General features: G+C 69.7%; 1 protein-coding gene and 1 pseudogene. One reads left to right on the top strand and one right to left on the bottom strand.

Translation table 11 applies throughout. The annotated features are described in order from the left end of the window. The coding region (locus G7A99_RS22335; protein ID WP_163144202.1) for a 3-hydroxyacyl-CoA dehydrogenase NAD-binding domain-containing protein at nt 1-254 on the bottom strand (254 nt) is incomplete at its 3' end. Between the two features lie 199 nt (nt 255-453). Between G7A99_RS22335 and G7A99_RS22330 the strand changes: the two are divergent. Next, nucleotides 454-786, top strand: a pseudogene (locus G7A99_RS22330) (polyamine aminopropyltransferase); the annotation flags it as partial.

The following is a 786-nucleotide window of genomic DNA, read 5'->3' as shown; positions in this document are numbered from 1 at the left end:
GCATCGGCCAGGTCCGCCATGCGGGTGGTGACGCTGAGTCGCGCGAGCGCGGCCTCGGCGGCGTCAGCCTCCAGCCGACCCTTGTCGACGAGGCGCCGCAGGCCACCGTCGATGGTCTCCCGGGCCTTGTCCAGAACGGCCTCGGAGACGTCACACAGGACGACCTCCCGGCCCGCGGTGAGGGCGGCCTGGGCGATCCCCCGTCCCATGGTGCCGCCCCCCACGACGGCAATGCGCTGCGGCGTGTCAGTCATCCGACGGTCTCCTCTCTCTGTGCTGTAATGCCCCGCTCGCCGCCCTGCGGGCCAGCAGCGTGCGGCCGCGAGGGTTTCAGGAAGGCGCCATCATATCAGCGTCCCCGCGCACAGGGCGCAAGCCCCCGGACGCGCGCGGTGCTGGGCATCCCCGGAGGGCACTAGTAAACTCCCGGCCACGATCCACGCGGAGCATGGCATGAGTCTCGACGAGCACTGGTTTTCCGAAGCGTTCGAGGACGAGGGCGTGGCGTTCTCGCTGCGTATCACGGGGACACTCCTCGACGAACACAGCCCCTACCAGCACATCCAGGTCTTCGAGACGAGCCACTGGGGTAACGTCCTCACCCTGGACGGCTGCGTGATGCTGACGACGCGGGACAACTTCCTCTACCACGAGATGATGGCCCACCCGGCGCTGTTCACCCACACCGATCCCCGGCGGGTGCTGATCGTCGGCGGCGGCGACTGCGGCACCCTGCGCGAGGTCCTGCGCCACCCCGGCGTGGAGCGCGCGGTGCTGGTGGACATC

Source organism: Arhodomonas sp. KWT (genome assembly GCF_010993615.1).
This window is presented reverse-complemented; position numbering and strand designations above follow the sequence as displayed.